The 17,419-nt window shown below is 60.5% G+C and carries 14 protein-coding genes; 9 read left to right on the top strand and 5 right to left on the bottom strand.

Annotated features, from left to right (window positions below):
* Positions 1 to 89: 89 nt before the first annotated feature.
* Positions 90 to 1,463 carry a M20/M25/M40 family metallo-hydrolase gene (locus BUA42_RS07355; RefSeq protein WP_072777060.1) on the bottom strand — a complete coding sequence of 458 codons (1,374 nt, stop codon included), beginning with the start codon at positions 1,461 to 1,463 and terminating at the stop codon, positions 90 to 92.
* Positions 1,464 to 1,767: 304 nt separating this feature from the next.
* On the opposite strand from BUA42_RS07355, the gene hemA reads away from it, so the two are divergent.
* The 3 genes from hemA to ispG all read left to right on the top strand — a co-directional run bounded on the left by hemA (position 1,768) and on the right by ispG (position 5,945).
* Positions 1,768 to 2,991: a 5-aminolevulinate synthase gene (gene hemA / locus BUA42_RS07350; RefSeq protein WP_072777467.1), complete on the top strand. Its 1,224-nt coding sequence runs from the start codon at positions 1,768 to 1,770 to the stop codon at positions 2,989 to 2,991.
* A 127-nt stretch (positions 2,992 to 3,118) separates the two neighbouring features.
* Positions 3,119 to 4,714, top strand: a complete 1,596-nt coding sequence (locus BUA42_RS07345; protein WP_072777059.1) for a helix-turn-helix domain-containing protein — start codon at positions 3,119 to 3,121, stop codon at positions 4,712 to 4,714.
* Positions 4,715 to 4,823: 109 nt separating this feature from the next.
* Positions 4,824 to 5,945, top strand: a complete 1,122-nt coding sequence (gene ispG / locus BUA42_RS07340) for a flavodoxin-dependent (E)-4-hydroxy-3-methylbut-2-enyl-diphosphate synthase (protein WP_072777058.1) — start codon at positions 4,824 to 4,826, stop codon at positions 5,943 to 5,945.
* 36 nt (positions 5,946 to 5,981) lie between these two features.
* On the opposite strand, the gene BUA42_RS07335 is transcribed toward ispG, so the two are convergent.
* Entirely contained in the window at positions 5,982 to 6,740 is a 759-nt protein-coding gene (locus BUA42_RS07335; RefSeq protein WP_072777466.1) for a DsbA family protein, read from the bottom strand.
* Positions 6,741 to 6,759: 19 nt separating this feature from the next.
* Positions 6,760 to 8,097, bottom strand: a complete 1,338-nt coding sequence (locus BUA42_RS07330) for a M48 family metalloprotease (protein WP_084066153.1) — start codon at positions 8,095 to 8,097, stop codon at positions 6,760 to 6,762.
* A 57-nt stretch (positions 8,098 to 8,154) separates the two neighbouring features.
* Between BUA42_RS07330 and BUA42_RS07325 the strand changes: the two genes are divergently transcribed.
* The 6 genes from BUA42_RS07325 (at position 8,155) to BUA42_RS07300 (ending at position 15,924) form a co-directional block, all read left to right on the top strand.
* The gene (locus BUA42_RS07325; RefSeq protein WP_072777465.1) at positions 8,155 to 9,309 is read left to right on the top strand and encodes a pyridoxal phosphate-dependent aminotransferase; all 1,155 of its coding nucleotides are present in this window, start codon (positions 8,155 to 8,157) and stop codon (positions 9,307 to 9,309) included.
* A gap of 100 nt (positions 9,310 to 9,409) precedes the next feature.
* Positions 9,410 to 10,627, top strand: a complete 1,218-nt coding sequence (locus tag BUA42_RS07320) for an N-acetylmuramoyl-L-alanine amidase (RefSeq protein ID WP_084066152.1) — start codon at positions 9,410 to 9,412, stop codon at positions 10,625 to 10,627.
* A 114-nt stretch (positions 10,628 to 10,741) separates the two neighbouring features.
* Complete coding sequence (locus tag BUA42_RS07315; protein WP_072777056.1) at positions 10,742 to 13,294, top strand: penicillin-binding protein 1A; 2,553 nt, start codon at positions 10,742 to 10,744, stop codon at positions 13,292 to 13,294.
* 98 nt (positions 13,295 to 13,392) lie between these two features.
* Positions 13,393 to 14,517, top strand: a complete 1,125-nt coding sequence (prfB, locus tag BUA42_RS07310) for a peptide chain release factor 2 (RefSeq protein ID WP_072777055.1) — start codon at positions 13,393 to 13,395, stop codon at positions 14,515 to 14,517.
* Positions 14,518 to 14,606: 89 nt separating this feature from the next.
* A complete protein-coding gene (locus BUA42_RS07305; protein ID WP_072777054.1) occupies positions 14,607 to 15,398 on the top strand; it encodes a DUF2189 domain-containing protein in 792 nt (263 codons plus the stop codon).
* Positions 15,399 to 15,522: 124 nt separating this feature from the next.
* Positions 15,523 to 15,924, top strand: coding sequence for a c-type cytochrome (locus BUA42_RS07300; RefSeq protein WP_072777053.1), 402 nt, complete (start codon positions 15,523 to 15,525; stop codon positions 15,922 to 15,924).
* Positions 15,925 to 15,965: 41 nt separating this feature from the next.
* Here BUA42_RS07300 and BUA42_RS07295 read toward each other — a convergent pair whose 3' ends face one another.
* Both BUA42_RS07295 and BUA42_RS07290 read right to left on the bottom strand, forming a co-directional pair.
* Positions 15,966 to 16,187 (bottom strand): hypothetical protein, encoded by a 222-nt coding sequence (locus BUA42_RS07295; protein ID WP_143152640.1) that lies wholly within the window; start codon positions 16,185 to 16,187, stop codon positions 15,966 to 15,968.
* The gene (locus tag BUA42_RS07290) at positions 16,184 to 17,332 is read right to left on the bottom strand and encodes an aromatic ring-hydroxylating oxygenase subunit alpha (RefSeq protein WP_072777051.1); all 1,149 of its coding nucleotides are present in this window, start codon (positions 17,330 to 17,332) and stop codon (positions 16,184 to 16,186) included. The genes BUA42_RS07295 and BUA42_RS07290 overlap by 4 nt, the downstream gene beginning before the upstream one ends.
* Positions 17,333 to 17,419 lie beyond the last annotated feature (87 nt).

Here is a 17,419-nt window from a genome sequence, read left to right as displayed (position 1 = left end):
CTCATTTGGGTAAGTACGGGGCTGTGATATGAAAATACGCTCGAAATTGAGGCATATTGCCGGGTGACGCGACGTAAAATGGGCAAAGACTACACGCTTAGGTTGTGAAGGATTCTTGCCCAGCTGCGTGTGCCTTTGTGAAAACTCTCGATGTCGTACTTCTCATTCGGGCTATGCAACTGGTCATCGTCTTTGCCAAAACCGATGAGCATGGACTCTGTGCCGAGCAACGTCTGAAAATATCCCGCGACAGGAATTGAACCGCCGCTGCCGATGAATGCCGCTTCGTCGGGCCATTCATCGCTCAGCGCTTCCCGCGCCTTTTCGAAGGCGGGATTGTCGATCGACATGACAGATGCTGGCGACGCGCCGTGTTCCTTGAACGCGACAGTGCAATCCCTTGGCACCATTGCCTCGACCATCTCGCGGAAAGTCTTACGGATGGCATGGGGGTCCTGTGTTCCGACAAGTCGAAAGCTGATCTTGGCACTTGCCTTTGAGGGGAGGACCGTCTTGAATCCGTCCCCCTGATACCCGCCGCCAATGCCATTGACCTCGCAGGTGGGCCGAGACCACAACATCTCAAGCGCGCTGCGCCCGGCTTCTCCCGCTAGGTCGCTCAGGCCAACATCACCAAGGAACGCTTTGTAATCGAAACCAAGCTGTTCCCATTGCGTCATCAGTTCGTCTGGCAGCTCGGGCACACCGTCGTAGAACCCCGGCACCGTGACGCGGCCACTCTCGTCATGCAGGGCGGCAATGATTCGGGTCAGCACACGGATCGGGTTCATGGCAGCGCCGCCGAACATGCCCGAGTGCAGATCCTTGTTCGGACCGATAATCGTCACCTCTTCGCCCAAGAGGCCGCGCAGCATGGTGGTGATCGCGGGCACGCGGCTGTCGAACAAACCGGTGTCGCAGATCAGGGCGATATCCGATTTCAGCTCGTCGGCGTTTTCCTTGAGGAACGGAATGAGGGAGGGCGAACCGGATTCCTCCTCGCCTTCGAAGAAGAACGTGATCTTGCAGGGCAGGGTGCCATGCACTGCCTTCCACGCCCGGCACGCTTCGACGAATGTCATCAGTTGACCCTTGTCGTCAGACGTCCCACGCCCGCGCAGTACTTTGCCTTTCGGCGTTTCCTCGATCTGAGGATCGAACGGATCGTTGTCCCAAAGATCAAGCGGATCGACAGGCTGCACATCATAATGTCCGTAGAACAGAAGGTGCGGCCCAGGCCCGTCGATATGTCCCACCACCATCGGATGGCCGGGCGTCTCGCGCTTGGATGCGTCCGCACCGAGCGAGCGAAGGTCCTCTACCAACCAATCCGCAGCGCGGTCGCACTCTGCCTTGTACGCCGGGTCGGTTGAGATCGACGGAATGCGGAGCAAGTCTTTCAGCCGTTCGAGGCTGGCATCAAGGTCAGAATCAATTTGGGACAGCACCGGATCGAGGGTCATCTGAAAAGCTCCATTCTGCGCGTTTTGTCGGACCCTATCAGCGCGCAGGCGACTGTCCAGCGATATGCCGCGGCATCGTGCGGAGGCGAAGTTCTTGGCTCAATATCCTTATCACATGCGGTTTTTCGAAGGTTTACCGCCAGACCTCGGATATCAGTTGACTTAGATCAAGGCTGCGACGGTTGGTCGTTCCTTAGAAACGTTGTCACCAAGGGATGTGATCTATATCCATTCTAAAACCTGAATGCGGCATGGGGGGTGCTTCGCAAGCCCCAGACTTTCGCAGGCTTATAAGGAGATGCCGGTGAGCTATACCGCCCAACTCGATGACGCGCTGAACCGTCTGCACGAAGAAGGTCGTTACCGGACGTTCATCGATATCGAACGCCGCAATGGTCAATTCCCGCACGCCGTGTGGCGCAAGCCGGACGGGACGGAGCAGGACATTACGGTCTGGTGCGGCAACGATTATCTGGGCATGGGCCAGCATCCGGCGGTTCTAGCCGCGATGCACGAAGCGCTGGAGGCCACTGGTGCGGGGTCGGGCGGTACGCGGAACATCTCGGGCACGACGGTATATCACAAACGCCTTGAGGCCGAACTCGCCGATCTTCACCACAAGGAAGCGGCGCTGCTGTTTACCTCGGCCTACATCGCGAATGACGCAACTCTGTCGACGCTGCCGAAGCTATTTCCGGGTCTTATCATCTACTCGGATGCGCTGAATCACGCGTCGATGATCGAAGGGGTGCGCCGCAATGGTGGCGCCAAGCGAATCTTCAAACACAACGATGTCGATCATCTGCGCTCACTGCTCGAGGCCGATGATCCCGACGCCCCGAAACTCATCGCGTTCGAATCGATCTATTCGATGGACGGCGATTTCGGCCCGATCGAGGCGATTTGTGATCTGGCGGACGAATTCGGTGCGCTGACCTATATCGACGAAGTGCACGCAGTCGGCATGTACGGCCCGCGCGGTGCGGGTGTGGCCGAACGGGACGGTCTGATGGACCGTATCGATATCATCAACGGCACTCTGGCCAAGGCTTATGGCGTCATGGGTGGCTATATCGCTTCGTCGGCGAAAATGTGTGACGCGATCCGGTCTTACGCGCCGGGCTTCATCTTCACCACATCTCTGCCGCCCGCGGTGGCGGCTGGTGCGGCTGCGTCGGTCAACCACCTGAAAACGGATCAGAGCTTGCGTGACCAGCACCAGTTACAGGCGCGCATTCTGAAGATGCGGCTCAAGGGGCTTGGCCTGCCAATCATCGATCACGGCAGCCACATCATCCCGGTGATGGTCGGTGATCCGGTGCACACGAAACAGCTGTCCGACATGATGCTTGAACGGTTTGGAATCTACGTTCAGCCGATCAATTTCCCAACGGTTCCGCGCGGCACGGAGCGTCTGCGCTTCACGCCGTCGCCTGTACATGGACCCAAGGAAATCGACACGCTGGTCCGCGCGATGGACGAACTTTGGGCGCATTGTGCGCTGAATCGCGCCGAACTGAGCGCTTAACGCGCGGAAACCGTGCAATAAACCTTGTTGTATGTTAGCGTAGCAGTAATAAAACGCGCGACTCGACTCACCGAGAACGCGCAGGACAGGCAGCGCGTAGACGGTGGAACGGCAAGGGGCAGCGAGTATGATTGGGCGAAAATCCCAAAAATCATCGCACGAGACAGTTGAAGCCAAACCACGCGGATTCGATGATTTCGAACTGCGTCTTGGTGACGTCATGCGTGGGGAACGCGCCACTCTTGGAAAATCGCTTCTGGATGTTCAACGCGAGTTGCGCATCAAAGCCAGCTACATCGCCGCCATTGAAAACTGCGATCCGAGCGCGTTCGACACGCCGGGCTTCATCGCAGGGTACGTGCGGTCCTACGCACGGTATCTCGGCATGGATCCGGACGACACCTTTGCGGTGTTCTGTGCCGAGAGTGGCTTCGAGACCGCGCATGGCATGTCCGACGCGGCGTCGTCGCGCAAATCGATTGATACAGCAAAAGCCAAGGGGCCGTCAGTCGCGCGCGATCCCTTCGCGCAGCCGGCGATGCCGTTTGCGCCAAGCGGGGACTCCTTCCTGTCCCGGATCGAACCCGGTGCCATCGGCTCCACTTTCGTGTTGGTCTTGCTGTTGGGTGGGCTTGGCTACGGTGGCTATTCCGTTTTGCAAGAAGTGCAGCGGGTGCAACTCGCGCCGGTCGACCAGACCCCGGTGGTTTTGTCGGACCTCGATCCCTTGCAGACAACCTTGCAGCCGACCGAAACCGGCCCGGATGCCGGCGCGATTGCAAGCTCCGGGGCGGGTGTCTTTACGCCACCCGCGACGGTTGAGGCCTTCGACCGTCTTTACCGACCGCAGGCACTCGACGTGCCGGTTCTGGTCGCGCGCGACGCCCCGATTTCGACCCTTGATCCCGACAGCGTCGGGGCATTCGCCAGCGTAACGCGCCAGGAATTGCCTTCGATCGATCGCGAACCGGATCCGGGTCCGTTTGGTCAAGCGGCTGGCACAACAGCGCTTCCGTCGGAAGGTATCACGCTGGTTGCGGCACGTCCGGCCTGGGTAAGGGTGCGGGGCGAAGACCGATCCATCCTGTTCGAACAGGTCATGCAAGCGGGGGATACCTGGTCGGTACCCGCTTCGGAAGCCAACGCCCTTCTGAACGTCGGCGAAAGCGGCGCGGTCTATGTCGCGGTGAACGGCCAAACAGTCGGACCGGTTGGACCGAGTGGGACCGTAACGTCCGATCTGCTATTGGATGGGCCGACGCTGGCGGCTGCGCTTGAACCGGCCGACCTTCAGGCCGACGGTGATCTGTCGCGTGTTTTGGCCGCGCTCGGAAACGACACAAGCCAGCCTACAATCGGGCAACCGAAGATCCTCGAAGATACAGCGCCGGGTGTGACGCTCGTCGCCGTGCGCCCGGCATGGGTGCGTGTCCGCGCAGGCGATGGCAGCGTTATTTTCGAGACGATCATGAATGCGGGCGACACCTATCAGGTGCCCGTAACCGAGGAACCGCCGACGCTGCGCGTGGGCGAATCCGGCGCGATCTATTTCGCGATGAACGGCCAGACCTACGGACCTGCCGGTCCACGCGGATCGGTGACGTCGAACGTTGCATTGTCTGTCGACACGCTGAGCCAGACATATTCGGTCGCCTCTATCGAAGCGGATAGCGACCTGGCCCGCGTTGTGGCCGAACTCGCCGTGCCCGGCGCGACAGACTGACCCTTTTCAGCACCTGCAGATTGGCTTGAAGGCGTGCGCCCGCGGGCCTAGCTATACGGTTGGAACAACTGTACAGTTTGGTTGACACATCCCGCCGGAGGAACCCTAAATGAGCCTCAATCACGTCCGCCCGTGGCGCAACATCTACCGTCGCACGTCACGACAGATCATGGTGGGCAATGTGCCTGTGGGTGGGGATGCCCCGATCTCTGTTCAGACGATGACCAACACACTCACTCCGGACGTGAAGGCCACCGTGGCGCAGGTGCAGGCGGCGGCGGATGCGGGTGCAGACATCGTCCGTGTGTCGGTGCCGGACGAGGACAGTTCCAGAGCGCTCAAAGACATCGTGCGCGAAAGCCCGGTGCCCATCGTCGCCGACATTCATTTCCATTACAAACGCGGGATCGAGGCGGCGGAGGCGGGGGCCGCGTGCCTGCGGATCAACCCGGGCAACATCGGCAGTCAGGATCGCGTGAAGGAGGTCATCAAGGCCGCGCGCGACCACAACTGTTCGATCCGCATTGGCGTCAATGCTGGGTCGCTCGAAAAGCACCTTCTTGAGAAATACGGCGAGCCGTGCCCGGATGCGATGGTGGAGTCAGGCCTAGACCATATCAAGATCTTGCAGGACAACGATTTTCACGAATTCAAGATCAGCTGCAAAGCCTCGGACGTCTTCATGGCGGCAGCAGCCTATCAGCAACTGGCCGAAGCGACCGACGCACCGATCCATCTTGGGATCACCGAGGCAGGTGGCCTGATGTCGGGCACAATCAAATCCGCGATTGGTCTGGGCAACCTCTTGTGGATGGGCATTGGCGACACGATCCGTGTGTCCTTGTCTGCCGATCCAGTGGAAGAGGTGAAGGTCGGGTATGAGATCCTCAAGTCGCTTGGCCTGCGCCATCGGGGCGTCAACATCATTTCCTGCCCAAGCTGCGCACGTCAGGGGTTCGACGTGATCAAGACGGTCGAAGCGTTGGAAAAACGGTTGGAGCACATCAAGACGCCCATGAGCCTGAGCATCATTGGCTGCGTGGTGAACGGTCCCGGCGAGGCATTGATGACGGATGTGGGCTTTACCGGGGGCGGTAACGGGTCCGGGATGGTCTACCTCGCGGGAAAGCAGAGCCACAAGATGTCGAACGATCAGATGATCGACCACATCGTGGAACAGGTGGAACGGAAAGCAGCTGAATTGGACACGGCGAAAGAAGCGGCAGAGTAGGGCGCGGTGCCTCGAGGGCGCTGCGCCAATTGGCGATCAGCCGTCCTGCCGTGTTTCGTCGACGATCTGCTGCATTGCCGCCAGTGGTAGGTAGCCACGCACGAGTTGATCCCCCATCACAAAAGACGGCGTGCCGTTGATCTGTAGCGCGCGGGCGAGGTCGCGGGTTTCGGCAAGTTGTTCGGTGATGGCATCGCTGTCCATCGCCGCAATCACCGCATCAGCGTCAAGGCCAAGCGTATCGGCGAGGCGGCGTAACACCGGCTCTTCCATCTCGGAGTTGAGCGCAATCAGTGCATCCTTGGCTTCTGCATAGGCATCGTCTCCGGCCACTTCGCGCACCGCGAGCGCAAAGCGCGAGGATATGACCGAGTTTTCACCGAGGATCGGGAATTCCTTGGCGACGTAGCGAATGTTCCCGTCGAGTTCGAGAAGCTCGGCCACCTCGGGATGCGCGCGACGACAAAAACCGCAGCGATAATCGAAGAACTCGACAATGGTCACGTCCCCGTCCGGGTTGCCGCCCACCCATGAATATCCGTCGTTGTAGATGGCCTCGGAATTTTCCGCGATGAGTGCGATGTCGCCTTGGGCTTGCTCTTCGGCTTGCCGGGCTTCCAGCACGTCGACGGCTTCCATGATGACTTGCGGGTTCTCAAGCAGATAGGCCCGGACTTGCGCACCGAACGCCTCGCGCTCGGCCTCTGTCATGTTGTCGAAATCAAGATCGGACGCGAATACGCCGGTGCCGATGGCAAGCGCAAGAACGGAAGAGGCGAGGCGGGTTTTCAACATGGTCACTCCAATTGGAAAGCTAGCGGCGTCCAGCGCTTTGGGCTGCACTTAACACATCTTGGGCGCGTTTCCACGGGCCTGATCCGCGTGGCAATGCCCCCTCTGCGCGTTTGGCGTGGATCGTGGCGTCATTTAATCGGCCCTGCAAGGCATAGCGTTCGGCGGTCACGAGTGACGCCATCGCGTTTTGGCCGGTTTTTGCGTAGGCGACGGCCAGATCCCGCAGGATCCGCGTATCGCGGAAGTCACGCCCGCGTGCCGCTTCCAGCACGTTGAGGGCTTCAGACGCATTCCCGGCCGCCAGATGCGCCCGTCCCAAGCCGCCGAGGATCAAGGGTTCGCGCGGCGCCAGTCGTGCTGCGGCCGAGTACACCGCAACCGCATCACCAGCGCGACGGGATTCCAGAAGGATCTGGCCTTTCAGGTCGCGGAGGAACGGATCGTTCGGACGCGACGCGATAGCGGCGTCGATGTTGCTCAACGCCCGCCGCAAGTCGGATTGCCGATGGTAAGCCACGGCCTTGCGCATCTGTGCGATATCCGCCGAGACGCTGTCGTCAGCCCGCCGCAGGGTCCATTGTGGCGCGCGGGTGAAGGCGGTCAGCTTTCCCTGCGCGCGTGCGAACCAGTATTGGGCTGATGGGTCTGGTGCGGTCTTTGCCGAAACACTGGCGACCAAGCCCTTCAGCGCGCGAAGGCGGTCGCGCGTCAGCGGGTGCGAGCGCATGTAGGGGTCCTGCCGTCGCTCTGATAACGCTTCCTGACCGCGGAAAAAATCCTGCACCTCGATCGCGCCTTGCGGATCGACGCCCGCGCGGACGAGGTAGCGTATCGAGCTGATATCGGCCGAGGATTCTTCGGCCCGTGTGTGGGCCAGAAAGTTCCGCATGACCGAGGATTGCGTGCCGATGGCGACACCTGCTGCCGCCTGACCGCCCCCTGCCGCCGCAGCGGCGGCGGCCAACACCATGCCAAGCCCCGCCGCGGTGCGCGCCGATCGCATATTGCCAAGGCGTCGCGCGATGTGTCCGTTGGCGATATGCGCTGCCTCGTGGGCGATCACGGCTCGCAACTGCGCGGCGCTGTCGAGCCTCGACATCAGACCAGCATGAATGAAGATGTGCTGCGTATCGATGATGAATGCGTTCAGGCTGCTGTCATTGACCAGCAAGATGCGCACTTGATTTGGGCTGAGCCCCGCTGCGCGCAGGACGGGCGCGCCAAGCTGTTTCAACGCGTATTCGACATCGGCGTCCCGAAGGAGTTGAACCGCGTGGGCAGGTGACAGCGCCAGCGTCGCCGCGAAACACAGGGCGAGACCCGTCACGCGCAAGAATTGCAGTGTCGCTCTGAACATTGACCTTGCCCTGCCTTCACCCATAGGTCTGCCAAGGTGCACCTTAGGGAGAGAATGATGCGGAACTCAAGGCGTGGAGCGGTTGATCCCTTTATCGTGATGGATGTCATGGAAGCCGCGCGTCAGGCCGAGGATGCGGGGCGACACATCATTCATATGGAAGTTGGACAACCCGGAACGCCTGCACCTGCGCGTGCGCGGCAAGCCTTGGCTGACGCGATGAAAGATGACGCGCTTGGATACACGGTCGCTCTGGGCCTGCCATCCCTGCGCAAACGCATCGCGCAGCTTTATGGTGAGTGGTACGATGTCGACCTCGACCCTGCGCGCGTCGTGGTAACACCCGGATCGTCCGGTGGCTTCATTCTGGCGTTCACGGCTCTGTTTGATGCGGGCGACCGCATCGCGCTAGGCGCGCCGGGCTATCCATCCTATCGCCAGATCATGAAGTCGCTCGACCTTATGCCGCTGGAGATCGAGACACGGGCCGAGGCGCGGTATCAAATGGAACCGTCCGATTTGGCAGGTCTGGAGTACGAAGGCATGATGGTGGCCTCGCCAGCAAACCCGACTGGTACAATGCTGGGCCGCGACGCGCTTGGCGCACTGGTCGATGCGGCGCAGGCCAAAGGCGCCGCGTTTCTGTCGGACGAAATCTACCACGGAATCGAATACGACAAGAAAGCGGTCAGCGCGCTTGAGATCAGCGACGATGTTTGCGTCATCAATTCCTTTTCCAAGTATTTCAGCATGACGGGCTGGCGGGTCGGCTGGCTGGTCATCCCCGACGACACGGTGCGGCAGGTCGAACGGCTGGCGCAAAACTTGTTCATCTGCGCGCCGCATGCGGCACAGGTCGCGGCCCTTGCCGCGATGGATGCAAGTGAGGAACTGGACAGCAACATGGAGGTCTATCGGGCCAACCGTCAATTGATGCTCGACGGGTTGCCGAAGGCGGGCTTCACCCGGATCGCCCCGCCGGATGGTGCGTTTTATGTCTATGCGGACGTGTCCGAGTTCACCGATGACAGTCGTGGTTTTGCGCAGGCGATTCTAGAGGAAGCGGGCGTGGCGGTGACTCCTGGCCTCGACTTCGATCCGGTGCGCGGGAGCGGGACATTGCGCTTCTCATATGCGCGCGCGACCGAGGACATCGTCGAAGGCCTGGACCGCCTCAAGCGGTTCATGACGGCGCGCGGGCACATCGATTGAACCTTTCGACGCGGAAACCGGCCATTCCCATGGTTTTGGAACATCCGAATTCCGTGTACTGTGTCTCCAAAGGTCCAGTCAGAGACCACGAGAATCAGGCATGAGCGGTGTAATCACACGATTTCTGGCAACCTTTCTGGCTGTGATCTGCGCGACCCCGGTCCTTGCGCAGGACCTGGGTGCCTTGGCGCGTTTCGAGGTGGGGTCGATCGAGGATCGCTGGGGTGGCGCGGAATTGCGGCTGGAACTCAGTCAGGGCGTGCCGTGGCGTGTTTTTACTTTGACGCAACCAAACCGGCTGGTGATGGACTTTCGCGAAGTCCAGTGGGGCGACGTCGACACAAACGCGCTGATCGCGGCGGACCGTGTCACCACGTTGCGGGTCGGCGGGTACAGGCCCGGATGGTCCCGGCTTGTGGCTGAACTTGCGGAACCGATGGCGATCGACACGGCGGCGCTTATCACCGATGACACGACAGGGCGGGCGGTGATTTCGGTAATAATGGAACAGACCGATCAGGCGGCGTTCGATGCCGTGGCGGGCGCGCCGCGTGAAGCAGGGTGGGACCTGCCGGAACCCGCGCGCGTCGACAGGATCACGCCACGCGATCCCAACCGATTGAAGATCGTTCTCGACCCTGGCCATGGCGGTATCGATCCGGGTGCCGAGCGGGGTGAGGTGCGCGAGGCCGATCTGATGCTGACTTTCGCGCGTGAATTGCAGGAAGTGCTGCGCCGCGCCGGTGGGTTCGATGTGTCTTTGACCCGCACGGGCGATTACTTCGTGTCACTGGAAGCGCGTGTGGCGCGGGCGCGGGATGCGGGGGCCGACATCTTCATTTCGCTCCACGCTGATGCGCTGGCCGAAGGGGAGGCGACGGGAGCCGCGGTGTATACCTTGTCTGACGAGGCGTCCGATGCCGCGTCCGAGGCATTGGCGGAACGTCACGACCGGGACGATCTGCTTGCCGGGGTTGACCTGAGCCAGTCGGACGACCGTGTTGCGAATGTCTTGATGAGCCTCGCCCGACAGGAAAACGCGCCCCGCAGCGAGGCGCTGGCCAAACATATGCTGGACGGAATCCAGAACGCCGTCGGTCGCGTTCACAAGCGGCCCTTGCGGAGCGCCGGGTTCAGCGTTTTGAAGGCGGCCGACATTCCGTCTGTCCTCTTGGAAGTGGGGTTTCTGTCTACCGACGAGGATTTGAAGAACCTCAATGACCCGATCTGGCGACAAGGCATGGCCGCAGGCGTTCGCGACGGGCTGATCGCGTGGCGTGACGAAGACACTGCCTTGGCACCGCTGAGGCGCAAGTAAACTCGCTTGTGACCCTGCGTCATAGGCAACCGAATGCCGGTCAGCACCTGAATGTGTTTTGACCATAACGCCCCGATTTTGTAGGGGTTGGACACCGCAGTACAGGGGCACCGCGTGACCAGATTCATCCTGTCTTTCTTTGGGGCGATCTTCACCCTTGTGACCATGGGCGCATTGATGGTGGCCCTGGCCGTTGGGGCTGTGTTCTGGATGTACGGGCGCGATTTGCCGAGTCACGAAAGCCTCGCGCAGTACACGCCGCCCACGATCAGCCGGATCTATTCTGTCGAAGGCCGGATCATCGATGAATTCGCCGAAGAACGACGCCTGTTCACACCCGCGAACGAAATCCCCGATCTGGTCAAGCAGGCCTTCATTTCGGCTGAAGACAAGAACTTCTACGAACATCAAGGCTACGACCTGCGCGGCATCGCGGCGGCGGCGTTTGACGCGGTGGCCTCGGGCGGGCGCGACGTGCGCGGTGCCTCCACGATCACGCAACAGGTGATGAAGAACTTCCTTCTGTCCGGCGACCGCCGGGTGGAGCGCAAGATCAAAGAGATCATCCTTGCCTCGCGGATCGAAGACACCTTGTCGAAAGAGAAGATTCTCGAACTCTACATGAATGAGATCTTTCTTGGTCAGAACTCCTATGGTGTGACCGCTGCGGCGCAGACCTATTTCAACAAGCCGTTGACAGAGCTCGCCCCGCACGAGGCCGCGACGCTTGCGTCGATGCCGAAGGCGCCCTCCGAATTTCATCCCGTCCGCCGCAAGGACCGCCTGTTGTCGCGTAGGAACTTCGTTCTCGAGGAGATGTTCGAGAACGGCTATATCGACGAAGCGACATACAACGTCGAGGTCGCGATGCCATTGAGATCGGTGCAGAACGGGGATTACGAACCGTTCCGGGCCGCACTTCCGCCCCGCAACTACTTCACTGACGAAATCCGCCGCCAGTTGAGCGTGGATTTTGGAGAGGGGGAGTTCTTTTCGGGTGGCTTCAGTGTGCGCGCGACGCTTGATCCGGAGTTGCAGCTTGAGGCCGAAGACGCGTTGCAGCGCGCTCTGGAACAGTATGACCGCGGCCAGGGCATCTGGCGCGGTTCCGGCAAGACCATTCCGGTTGAGCTTTTGAACGATGAGGCGTCATGGCGCGAAGCCTTGAGCGAGGTTGATATCGCGCGCGACATCCTTCTGGAAAACCCGTGGTATCCGGCCGTTGTACTTGAGATCGGCAACAACGATGCGCGGATTGGCATCGAAGGCGTGGCCGACGACGAAGATGGTCACTGGATCCCAGCGCGCGACGTGGAATGGGCGCGCAAGCGCAATGACGACGGGTCGCTGGGACGCCGTGGACAGGTTGCCGGTGATCTGGTCGAGGTCGGGGATGTGGTGCACGTGCGCCGCATGACGTCGGATGACGATGGCAGTTTCATCCGCTGGACCCTCCGGCAGGTGCCGCAGGTGCAGGGCGCGTTCATGGCGATGGACGTGAATACCGGGCGCGTGATCGCGATGCAGGGAGGGTTCAGCTACCAGCATTCGGTCTTCAATCGTGCCACGCAGGCACAGCGCCAGCCGGGATCGAGCTTCAAGCCATTCGTGTATGCGGCCGCTTTGGACAGCGGCTATTCCCCGGCAACAATCGTGGTGGACGCCCCGATCGAGATCAACACGCCACAGGGCGTCTGGCGTCCTCAGAACGCGTCGAACCGGTTCTACGGGCCGACGCCGCTGCGCACCGGGATTGAACAGTCGCGTAACCTGATGACCATTCGCCTTGCGCAAGAAGTTGGCATGGACGTCGTCGGCAGCTACGCCGAGAAGTTCGGCGTCTATGACCGCATGGGTCAGGTGCTTGCCAACGCGCTCGGTGCTGATGAAACGACGCTCTACAAGATGGTGGCGGCCTACGCGATGTTCGCAAACGGTGGCGAACGGGTGGAACCGACGCTGGTTGACCGCGTGCAGGACAGGTTCGGAAATACCGTCTACAAGCATGACCAGCGCGTGTGCGAGGATTGCACGCTTGCAAGCCTGCAACCGGGGCAGGGCCCGACGGTGCGCAGCAACCGCGAACGTGTGATGAACGCGGTGACCGCGTATCAGCTGACATCGATGATGCAGGGCGTGGTCGAGCGGGGCACCGCGCGCAAGACCGTCAATCTGCCTGTCCCGACAGCGGGTAAAACCGGAACAACCAACGATGCGAAAGATGTGTGGTTCGTCGGCTTCACCTCGAACATCGTGGCAGGGTGCTACATCGGATTCGATCAGCCGCGCAGCCTTGGCAGCGGCGCTTCGGGTGGCGGCATGTGCGGCCCGGTGTTCAATGCCTTCATGCAGAAGGCCGTGGCCAAATACGGCGGCAGCCGCTTCCGCCCGCCCGAGAGCTGTCAGTTCATTAACATCGATCGCAACACCGGCGCGCGCCTCTCAGATGGGGCCAGCGGAGAGAATGTGGTGGCCGAATGCTTCCGTGAAGGCGAAGAGCCGATCTTCGGGATTCAGTTCGATGGCGGCTTTGCCATGGGGTCGAATTTCGAGCTCTACAGCTCCGACGGTCAGTCGGCGAGGCAGGTCACGACATCGAGCGGTGGCACAGCCATCGTGGGTCCGAAAGCCAGCTTTGGCACGCTGAGTTCGGGCGGTCTGTACTGATCCACCCGCCATCCTGTACCGCGTCCGTGCCTTCTTGAAGGGGGTGGACGGCTGGTCTATCACCATCGAACCGAAGGCCCGAGCAAACAGGATCGCCAATGCGCGCTGAAATCCAGAACGTCGTCGAACAAATCGAGAAATCCGTGAAGCTGCTTGAGCAGCGGCTGGATTGGGAGACGGCGCAGCATCGTTTGGAAGAGTTCAACGCCCGCGTTGAAGATCCGAACCTGTGGGATGATCCGGAGGCGGCGCAAAAACTCATGCGCGACCGTCAGATGCTGGTGGATGCCATCGAAACCTACACGTCGATCAAGCAGGACATGTCCGACAATGTCGAAATGATCGAGCTGGGCGAAATGGAGGATGATCAGGAGGTCATCACCGACGCCGAAAACGCGTTGAAAGCGCTTGCTGAGAAGGCTGCGAAGAAAGAGCTTGAAGCGCTGTTGGATGGCGAAGCCGATGGCAACGACACGTTTCTCGAAATCAATTCGGGCGCAGGGGGGACGGAATCCTGCGACTGGGCGTCGATGCTGGCGCGGATGTATGTCCGCTGGGCCGAGGCACATGGATACGAAGTCGAACTTCAGTCCGAGCAGGCGGGCGAAGAAGCCGGGATCAAATCGGCAGCCTACAAGATCAGTGGTCCGAACGCTTATGGCTGGCTGAAGTCAGAATCTGGCGTGCACCGGCTTGTGCGCATCTCGCCCTTCGACAGCGCCGCCAAGCGACACACGTCGTTCTGTTCGGTCTGGGTTTATCCGGTGGTCGACGACAATATCGAGATCGAGGTGAACCCCGCCGATATTCGCATCGACACGTTCCGATCCTCCGGGGCAGGGGGGCAGCACGTGAACACCACGGACTCCGCCGTGCGGATCACGCACCATCCCACCGGGATCGTTGTCACAAGCTCCGAGAAATCGCAGCACCAGAACCGGGACATCGCGATGAAAGCGCTCAAGTCGCGTCTCTATCAGCTAGAGCTTGATCGCAGGCATGCCGACATCAACGCAGCGCATGAAGCCAAGGGGGATGCGGGTTGGGGCAACCAGATCCGGTCCTACGTCTTGCAGCCCTACCAGATGGTGAAAGACCTGCGGACGAACTACGAAACCTCGGACACCAAGGGTGTTCTGGACGGCGATCTTGACCCGTTCATGGCGGCAACGCTGGCGCAGAACGTGTCCGGCAAGTCGCGGGCCGAGGCGCGCAGCGACTGAACCTCTGGCAAAGTCGAAACACGTGACGGTTGCCAAACGGTCCGCAAGTCGCTTTCATGGCAAGGCGCTTCGGAACATTTGGAGGCCCCATGAACACCCCCCCAGCCTTGGGTGTGCCGGAATTCGGCACGGTGACGCTGTCCACGTTGCGCGAAGCGCTCAGGCGGGGATGGGCCGATATGAAACGCGCACCCTTCTATGCGTTCATCTTCGCGGGGTTTTATGTCCTGGCGGGTTGGTTGATCCTTTGGGTCACGATGAGCACCGGCACCACCTTCTGGCTTGTTCTGGCCGCCATCGGCTTCCCGTTGATCGGACCTTTTGCGGCGGTCGGCTTCTACGATGTCAGCCGGCGGCTTGAATACGGCGCGCCGCTGAAAACATCCGAGGTGTTCGGCGTGATCCTGAACCAGTCGCGCCGGCAACTGCCGTCGATCTGCGCGATCATTATTATGGTCTTCCTGTTCTGGTTCTTCATTGGCCACATGATTTTTGCGCTGTTTCTTGGGCTGAGTACGATGACAAATGTCTCAACGTCCCTGGATGTCTACCTCACGGCAAACGGGATGATGATGCTCATTGTCGGTTCGATCGTGGGCGCACTTTTTGCGACCTTACTGTTCAACATAACGGTTCTGGCGCTGCCGCTCCTGCTCGATCGGGAAGTTGATTTCGTCACCGCGATGATCACGTCGTTCCAATACGTGCTGAAGCATCCGGTTCTCATGCTGGGCTGGGGCGCGTTCATCGCAGTTGTGACCTTCGTGTCTTTGTTGCCCGGTTTCTTGGGGCTGTTCATCACGCTGCCGCTTTTGGGCCATGCCACCTGGCATCTCTATGATCAGGTCAGAACGCCGGACACACCAGCGCCTGCCGGCTGAAGCACTGTCGTCACTGCATATGACCTGAGTCAAAGCCGTAATCACATGCCGAGCTTAGCATGTGTTTGTGGGCGCACGCAGCCGCGCGCGTTCATGGACACTTTTGTCCAGTTTGGAGGAGACTATGAAACAGAAAGTGCTACACACAGTTCTTGCGACTGCACTGTGCGCCGGGTCTGTGGTCATGGCGCAAGACGCTGACATTGGCCAAAGAACCTACGAGCAGTATTGCGCAACCTGTCACGGCATGGATGGGTCTGGTGGTGGGCCACTGACGGAAATCATGACGGCATCTGTCCCGGACCTGACGGGATTGGCGGCGGCGCATGAGGGGCAGTTCCCCATGCTCGACGTTATTCACATCATTGACGGGCGCACCGGCCTTCGGGCGCATGGAGGGCCGATGCCGGTCTATGGCGCGCTTTTCGACGAGGAAAGCCATAGCGGCACCGAATACGGTGACGTGCTCTACACACGCGGCAAAGTTCTATCCATCGCGTATTACCTCGAGTCGATCCAGAAGTAGGGAGCCACGGGGCATGCAGGTGTCCCCCATGCCTGCATGTCCTACCCGTTGGTTTCGCGTCCCATACTGACCAGTCGACCGCGCAGTTCCGTAGCGCGGGCGTCGCCGCAATCGAGTGCGAAAATGTAGGCATGGGTCAGGAAAAACCCGACGGCATCGTCGTCCGTGCTTTGCTCTGCCGCGTCTTCGTAGAGGGCCATCAAAGCGCGTTTGTCACCTTTAGCGTGCGCCTCGAGCAGCGCTTCGTGCAGCGACTGCGTCACGTTGCGCTTCGATGGTCCGCAAGGCGTTTCGCCGCCCATCTGTGGAAGCAATGCGTTGGCCCATCCATCGCCGGTGAGAAACGTCCACCGTCAAATCCGGGTGCGCGCCGTCCGCGCTGCATGCCTTCCACGACAAAGATGTCTTCCTCGAACACCACTTTCCACTGTGCGGTGTTGCGACGCCGAAGCGTTTCATCGGTGTCCTCTGAGGCGTAGTAGATATGGACGTATTCTGTGGTCTTCTCCGGTCCGTCCGGCAGCAGAATGATCGCATAGGCATGATCCCGATGAACGCCGAGCAAGACGTTCGGAAAGACCGAAAGGTATTCCGCACCGGCGTCCCACTTCTCGCCCAGCCCGACGAAATCCGGGAAGGTCGTCCCGGCCTCATCCGCAAGCTGGCGATAAACCAGAGTGCCCTGACCGGACGTCGTGCCCTCGATCTCGATGTTGTAATGGTCCTCAAGCCGCGAGTAGCTGTTCAGCCCCGGATGCACCCAGGGCAGGTGGTAGCTTTCGCAGTAGTTCTCCACCGCCAATTTCCAGTTCCCGTTCACGGTCAGATTGAACGTGCTGTCCTGTCCTCCGTGTACCATCGGCTGGTCGAATTCAGCCCATCGCGCAATCACCTCGCGCATCGCGTCTCCGAAATCCGGCGCGTCGCCCGAGAGGTTGATCCAAACCACATCGAGCCAGATGTGACTGCGGACTTCGATCAGGCCAAGCGTGTCGCGATCCATCTCCGCATGCGCATTCTGGCCGGGCCCGCCGACATGCGGGGTGGCGACGAGCTTGCCCTGCGTGCTGTAACACCAGGAATGGTAGGGGCAGCGAATGGCCCCTTCGATCTTGCGGGGCGCCTCGACAAGGATCATCCCGCGATGGCGGCAGATGTTCTGGAAAACCCGAACCACGTCATCGCGCCCCCGGATCAGGAGGAGCGGAATGCCGACAAACGTGATCGGCACCGCATCACCCGGGCTTGGCACATCCGACGCAACGGCAAGCCCCGCCCAGCCGGCTCCGAACAACGCGTCCCGCTCTTCGTCGAATTGGGTTGGATCGGTGTAGTGCGCGTTTGGCAGGCCGCGTGCCTGTGCCGTCGGTTTCTGCACGTCTGCCAGAGTTGGATCGATCACGGTCATGTGCGCCTCCCAAAGCTCAACTGGGGGCATCGTGGCGTATTGACCAACATCTGATCGCGCCCATTCACGACACGGGACGATCTGAAT

Source organism: Marivita hallyeonensis (genome assembly GCF_900129875.1).
GTDB classification, from domain to species: domain Bacteria; phylum Pseudomonadota; class Alphaproteobacteria; order Rhodobacterales; family Rhodobacteraceae; genus Marivita; species Marivita hallyeonensis.
Note: the sequence above shows the minus strand (reverse complement) of the source record. Positions and strands in the feature narration are given on the sequence as shown.